Raw genomic sequence first — 6,074 nt, forward strand, 5'->3', positions numbered from 1 at the left:
CTCTGCTCGGCGGCCGCCCGCTCGGACGCGGCGGCGTGTGCCTCGGCGAGCTCGGTCTCCAGCGCCTTCACCCGGCGGGTGAGCGCCGCGACCTCCTCGGAGCGGACGAATCCGAGGCGCGCGACCGCGCCCTCGACCTCGTTCGCCACGATCGCCTGGAGCAGCTGGCGGTTGCTCTTGCTGGTGGCAACGATCTCGTCGGCCAGTTCACTGGCTCGGCTGGTCAGCGCGTCCGCCCCGGTCTGCTGCAGCAACGCCTTCGCAGCCGTCTGGGCCTTCTGCTTGGTGACCTCGGTCAAGCCGCTCGCCAGTTGTACGTAGCCGCGCAGTGCGTCCAACACCATGACTGCCTCCTCGCATCGTCCCCAGCAACGGTATCGCCTCTCCGCCGCAACACCACCCAGCCACCCTCCCCAGGGGTGGTGCGGCTACTTGTCGAGGCCGATGCGGTGCAGGGCGGCGTCCAAGGCGATCGAGTCGGGTGTGGGCGCCGGCTTCGGGCGGGGACGGCGGCCTCGGGTGGTTTTGGCGGGCTTCGGCGGCTCGGCGGGCGCGTCGACTGCGGCCCAGACCGCGGACAGGATCGCCCGGAGCCCGTCGTACGGCGCTCCCTCGCCCTTCACGGTGACGGCGTTGTTGACGACCTCAGCCGTCCAGCCGCCCGACGTGTGCTTCGAGCCCTCGACGGTCACGCCGGCCTGCTTCTCGGCCAGTGCACCGAGCCCGGCAGCGACGTACGTCGGGCGCTGGTGCTTCGGCGCCCGCGCCAGGTCGTACGCGTCGTTGACGCCGGTCGCCACCCACAGGCTCGCGATCCCGACCGCGTTCGCGCCCTCGATGTCGGAGTCCAGCCGGTCCCCGATCATCAACGGCCGCTCGGCTTCCAGCCGTTCGATGCTGGTCTCCAGCAGCGGCGGCTCAGGCTTCCCGGCGACGACTGGGTCCACGTCGACCGCGGCCCGGACGGCCTGCACCAGCGTGCCGTTCCCGGGCGCCTTGCCGGCCGCGGTCGGGATCGTCAGGTCGAGGTTGGTCGCGAACCACTTCGCGCCCTCGTTGATCGCGTGCGCGCCGTCGGCGAGCATCACCCAGTTCACGTCCGGATCGAACCCCTGGACCACGGCGACCGGTCGCGCGTCGCTGGACCGCACCGGGGTCAGCCCGTACTCCTCCAGCGCGACGTGCAGCCCTTCGCCGCCGACCACGAGCACCGCCGACCCCTTCGGGAACTCGCTCGCGATCAGCTTCGCGGCCGCCTGCGCCGAGGTGACGACGTCGTCGGCGATCACGTCCAGCCCGAACGACGCGAGGTGCTCGGCAACGACCCGCGCCGGCCGGCTCGCGTTGTTCGTGATGTAGCCGATCCGCATGCCTTCCTTGGCGGCCTTGCGGAGGTTCTCCGGCGCGTCCGGGACCGGATCCGGGCCGACGTACACGACGCCGTCCAGGTCCAGCAGCGCCACGTCGTACCGGCTCGCGAGCGGTTCGTCACACGCCGACAGCGGCGGCGGCGATTGACGTTCCGCGCTCATGCTTCACCCCGTACGATGCCGCGCATGCCGGATGCTCGGGGGGTGCTGAGACTCGACCCACTGCGTGCCTGGCGGTTCGTGGCGGGCAAGGTGAGCGCGCTCGGCGCCGTCACGTCGCCGCCGTACGACGTGCTGGAACCCGCCATCGTCCGGCGGCTGACTGATTCTGATCTGCACAACATGGTGAGGCTCATCCTTCCACGCGATCCGGACCTCGGCCCGGCCCGGTACGACGAACCCGCGCGACGGCTCGCCGGGTGGCAGCGAGACGGCGTCGTGGTGCAGGACGAACGGCCCGCGCTGTACGTGTACGAGCAGCGCCTGGGGAACGCCGTACTGTGCGGACTGGTCGGTTCGCTCCGCCTGGATCCGACGCGTCAGGTGGTGCTGCCGCACGAGGACGTGATGCCGCACTGGGTCGACGACCGGCTACGGCTCATGGAAGCCACGGACGCCGACCTGGAGCCGATTCTGCTCGCCTATTCCGACGGGGGCGCGGCCAGCGATGCTGTAGACGCGGCCCGGTCCGGTGAGCCGTGGCTGGAGGCCGAGACGTACAACGGCGCCGAGCACACCATCTGGCGCATCGACGACCCGGTAGTGCTCGCGACGATCGAGGCGGAGCTCGCCAAGCACGAGGCGGTCATCGCGGACGGGCACCACCGGTACGCGGCGTATCTGGAGCGGCAGCTGCGGGAGCCGTACCGGCAGACTGCAGAGGTCGGTCTGGCGATGCTGGTCGACTACACCAGGCACCCGTTGACGCTGGACCCGATCCACCGCGTCGTACCGGGTCTGGATCTGGCGACTGCGCGGTCGCGTACGCCGTCGGACTGGCAGGTGCAGGTCGGTCGCGCGGAGGAGGTACCGGACCGGATCTCGGTCACGGACGGTTCCAGTTGGCTGACTCTCCACACTGCTTTCGAGGCACCCGCGGTGACTCTGCTGCACGACGTGCTGTTGCCGGCGTGGGGTGTGGCTGAGGACGACGTCACCTTCCACCACACACTGACCGACGCACTGGCGCTGGCCGGCCCTCAACAGGCCGCTGTGGAGCTTCCAGCTCTCCGGATGGACCAGGTGCTGCGGTCGGCGGCGATGGGCGTCGCACTGCCGCAGAAGGCGACGTCGTTCGGCCCGAAGCCGCGGGTGGGGCTGCTGTTCCGGACGCTGTGAGCGTCAGGGCCGGTGGTACAGGCTCAAGAACTGCTCACGAAGTGGCTTGCGCGCGGCCCTGTGGCGCTCTGTGAGCCGTCCGAGGGTGAAGGAGAGCTCTGGGTCGTCCTGAGCCGCTGCATCGACTGCCATGGCGGTCAGGGCGTCTGCGGCGGCGCAGTGGTCCTGGTGCTGGCCCAGCAGTTCCTGGTACGTCGCTGCGTGCGCGGCGGTGGCTCTTGCTTCGTCGCCCAGTACGGCGGCGCTGGTGTCGGCGGCGTACCGCACTCGCTTGGCCAGCAGCCGTACCTCGTGCCAGTCGTCGTCGGGCGTCCAGGGCTTCAGCTTGTCGGCTTCCTGGGTGAACTTGACCGTGGCCGACCGCAGGAGCTGCGGGAGGACCTCGCTGCACGGCTTGGCCGCCTTGGCGTTGAGGTCAGGCGCCGTCGCGACGGCTTCGATCGTGGTGAGCAGGGCCCGGGTGGATTCGCCGAGAACCACCTCGGCGGAGCGGGCCGCGGCGCGCTCCAGGCCGAGGGTGAGGGTGGTGAGGATCGTGTCGACGTGTTCCTGGTTGTCCTCGCTGGTGGCGTTCTCGCGGACGAGCTCCGCGATCACCTCGAGGTCGCGCGCCTCGCCGCAGGCTTGTGCCAGCGCGGCCAGATCGGCGCGCAGTTCGGTCGCCCAGTCGCCTGCCAGCAGCTTGCGGAACAGCTTCAAGTCGCTCCGCAACCGCCGGCAGGACACCCGGACCTGATGGATGGCGTCGTCCTCGCCCTTCTCCACCATCCCGACAGACTTCTCGAGCCGCAGCGCACCTTTGGCGAGCGCCGCCCCCACCAGCGCCCCCACCGGCTCGCCGGCCGCCGGCACACCCGCACCCCCCACGCGCTACTCCTCGCTGCCCTTGGACTCCCCGTCCGAACCCACATCCTCGCCGACGCTGCCCGCACCGTCCACGCCGGCCGCGTCGTCCACGTCCGTTGCGTCCGCGTCCACCGCGTCCGCCGCGTCCACCGCGTCGATGACGTCGGCCGTCTCGTCCGCGTCCGCGTCGTCCACATCGACTGCGTCATCCACGTCGTCTACGTCAGCCACGTCGGCTGCGTCCGCCGCGTCGATCACATCGGCCGTGTCGTCTGCGTCGTCCGCGTCGGTGGTCTCGTCCTCGAAGTACTCGTCGTCCAGGACGGTGTCGTCCTCGTCGAGGTCGGTGAACTCGAGGCCTTCGAGCTCGGCGGCTCGCTCGGCCGCTCCGGTCAGCCCGTCGCCGTCGACGCCGGCGGCCCGGTGGAACCAGACCAGCGCGTCGTCGGTGCGCCCAGCCTCCGCCAGCGCGTCGGCGTACGCGTACCGCAGCCGCGGCAACCAGTCGGCCCGCGTCCGCTTCGTCAGCTCCGGCACCTCGAGCATCTGGATCGCCGCCGCGGTCTGCCCCTTGTCACGCCGCGCCCCGGCCGCCACGATCAGCAACTCCATCTGGGTCGGCTCGGACAGGTCGTGGACGTGCTTGTCCTTCGTCAGCGCCAGCGCCTTGTCCGGCCGGCCGAGCGCCCGCTCGCAGTCGGCCATCATCGCGAGAACCTCGTGGTTCCCGGTCATCCGCCGTACGGCGCGGAACTCGGTGAGCGCCTCGTCGTAGTGCTCAGCCAGGTACGCCGTGATCGCCACAGCCTCGCGCACACCGCCGAGCCGCGCAGCCAACCGCCGCGCCGTCCGCGCGTGCTGGTACGCCAGCTCCGGGTCGTCGTCGAGGAACCGTCCCGACGCGACCAGGTGCTGCGCGACCAGGTCGGCCAGCGTCCGCGGCAGCGACCGCAGTTCGGCCTTTACCGACCGGTCGAGCTCGGCGCCGGTGATCCCTTCCGGAATCTTCGGGTCGTCGCGCCGCGGACCGACCTTCTCCTCGCGCTCCTCCCGCCGGAACCCGCCCCGGCGGTCGTCCCGCCGATCATCACGTCCGCCGGACCCACGCCGCTCGTCCCGGCCCCCGGTCCGCCCGCGCGAATCCCCGGCCGCCGAACGGCCCCTGGAGTCGCCGCGCTCGTCCCGCCGGAACCCGCCACGCTCACTCCGCCCAGGCCCACCGGCCCGAGCCGGCCCCCGCCCACGCTCACCGCCACGGTCATCCCGCCGGAACCCACGGTCGTCCCCCGACCGCGAGTCCCCACCACGCTCATCCCGCCGCGCACCGCGGGCGTCATCCCCACGCTCATCCCGCCGGTACGAACCACCGCGCTCGTCCCGCCGGTACCCGCCGCGGTCACCGCCGCCACGCTCATCCCGCCGATATCCGCCACGCTCACCGCCACGGTCATCGCGTCGGTACCCACCGCGGTCATCCCCGCCACGCTCGTCACGCCGATATCCACCGCGGTCATCGCCACCACGCTCGTCACGCCGGTATCCGCCGCGCTCACCGCCACGGTCATTCCGGCGGTACCCACCGCGGTCATCCCCGCCACGCTCGTCACGCCGGAACCCGCCGCGGTCATCGCCACCACGGTCATCCCGTCGATACGCACCGCGGTCATCACCGCGGTCGTCACGCCGGAAGCCTCCGCGATCGTCCCGGCGAGGGCCGGCTACGCCACGGCCCGCACCAGCCCCACGCCCACCTGAGCGGTCGTCACGCCGGTAGCCACCGGAGCGATCGTCCCGCCCACCGCGATCGGACATCTGCCCACCGAACGCATCCCGCTCAGATTTGTCATCCCCTCGAGACCCGGCAAACCCCCGCCGGTTCTCGTACGAACTCTCATCCCGATCCCGGTACGACGATCCACCGGAACGCCCACCGGAACCACCAGAGCGCCCACCGGCAAACCCACCCGGCCGGCTCGGTCCACCACTGCGACCGCCTGTGCCACCACGAGGCGCCGCGCCACCCGAAGAACCGCCACGACCCGCGCCGGACCCCGCACGACCGGCCCCGGACCCAGAACGCCCGGCACCAGAACCCGCACGGCCCGACCCACCAGTCCAACCAGTGCCCGAACCGCCACGACCGGCACCGGAACCAGCGCGACCGCCGCCCGAGCCCGAGCGACCAGCTCCAGAGCCCGTGCGGCCAGTACCTGAATTCGAGCGACCGGAGTCCGACCGTCCACCACCGGCACCGCCAGAGCGGCCGGCGCCTCCGGAGGAACCGCGACGGTCCCCGGACCCGGAGCGAGGATTGCGAGGTGGCGTAGCCACGGTGACTCCTAACGATGCTGAAGAGCAGTAATCGGACAAACGTTACCGCGCCCGCAGCGGAGGTGACGTCCTGGTCGGCGGCCGCCGACCCTCCACAAATGTTAAGGGCCACCCCGGTGTGGGGTGGCCCTTAACAGTGTGAATGTCCGGCGGCGTCCTACTCTCCCACGACCACCCGGTCGCAGTACC

6 protein-coding genes are annotated in these 6,074 nt (G+C 71.4%); 2 read left to right on the forward strand and 4 right to left on the reverse strand.

The window, feature by feature from the left end; genetic code table 11:
- Together ACWEOO_RS41770 and ACWEOO_RS41775 are read right to left on the reverse strand one after the other, a co-directional pair.
- A partial coding sequence (locus ACWEOO_RS41770) for a phasin family protein (RefSeq protein ID WP_452147791.1) occupies positions 1-344 on the reverse strand: 344 nt, incomplete at its 3' end.
- An 84-nt stretch (positions 345-428) separates the two neighbouring features.
- On the reverse strand, positions 429-1,532 hold the full coding sequence (locus tag ACWEOO_RS41775; protein ID WP_452147792.1) for an HAD-IIA family hydrolase: 1,104 nt from the start codon (positions 1,530-1,532) through the stop codon (positions 429-431).
- A 24-nt stretch (positions 1,533-1,556) separates the two neighbouring features.
- Between ACWEOO_RS41775 and ACWEOO_RS41780 the strand changes: the two genes are divergently transcribed.
- Positions 1,557-2,708 (forward strand): DUF1015 family protein, encoded by a 1,152-nt coding sequence (locus tag ACWEOO_RS41780; RefSeq protein WP_452147793.1) that lies wholly within the window; start codon positions 1,557-1,559, stop codon positions 2,706-2,708.
- 3 nt (positions 2,709-2,711) lie between these two features.
- On the opposite strand, the gene ACWEOO_RS41785 is transcribed toward ACWEOO_RS41780, so the two are convergent.
- Complete coding sequence (locus ACWEOO_RS41785) at positions 2,712-3,575, reverse strand: CHAD domain-containing protein (RefSeq protein ID WP_452147794.1); 864 nt, start codon at positions 3,573-3,575, stop codon at positions 2,712-2,714.
- Between the two features lie 3 nt (positions 3,576-3,578).
- On the reverse strand, positions 3,579-4,370 hold the full coding sequence (locus ACWEOO_RS41790) for a hypothetical protein (RefSeq protein WP_452147795.1): 792 nt from the start codon (positions 4,368-4,370) through the stop codon (positions 3,579-3,581).
- A 39-nt stretch (positions 4,371-4,409) separates the two neighbouring features.
- Between ACWEOO_RS41790 and ACWEOO_RS41795 the strand changes: the two genes are divergently transcribed.
- Positions 4,410-5,309, forward strand: a complete 900-nt coding sequence (locus ACWEOO_RS41795; RefSeq protein WP_452147796.1) for a hypothetical protein — start codon at positions 4,410-4,412, stop codon at positions 5,307-5,309.
- The last annotated feature ends 765 nt before the right edge of the window (positions 5,310-6,074 follow it).

This window comes from Kribbella sp. NPDC004138, assembly GCF_053603655.1.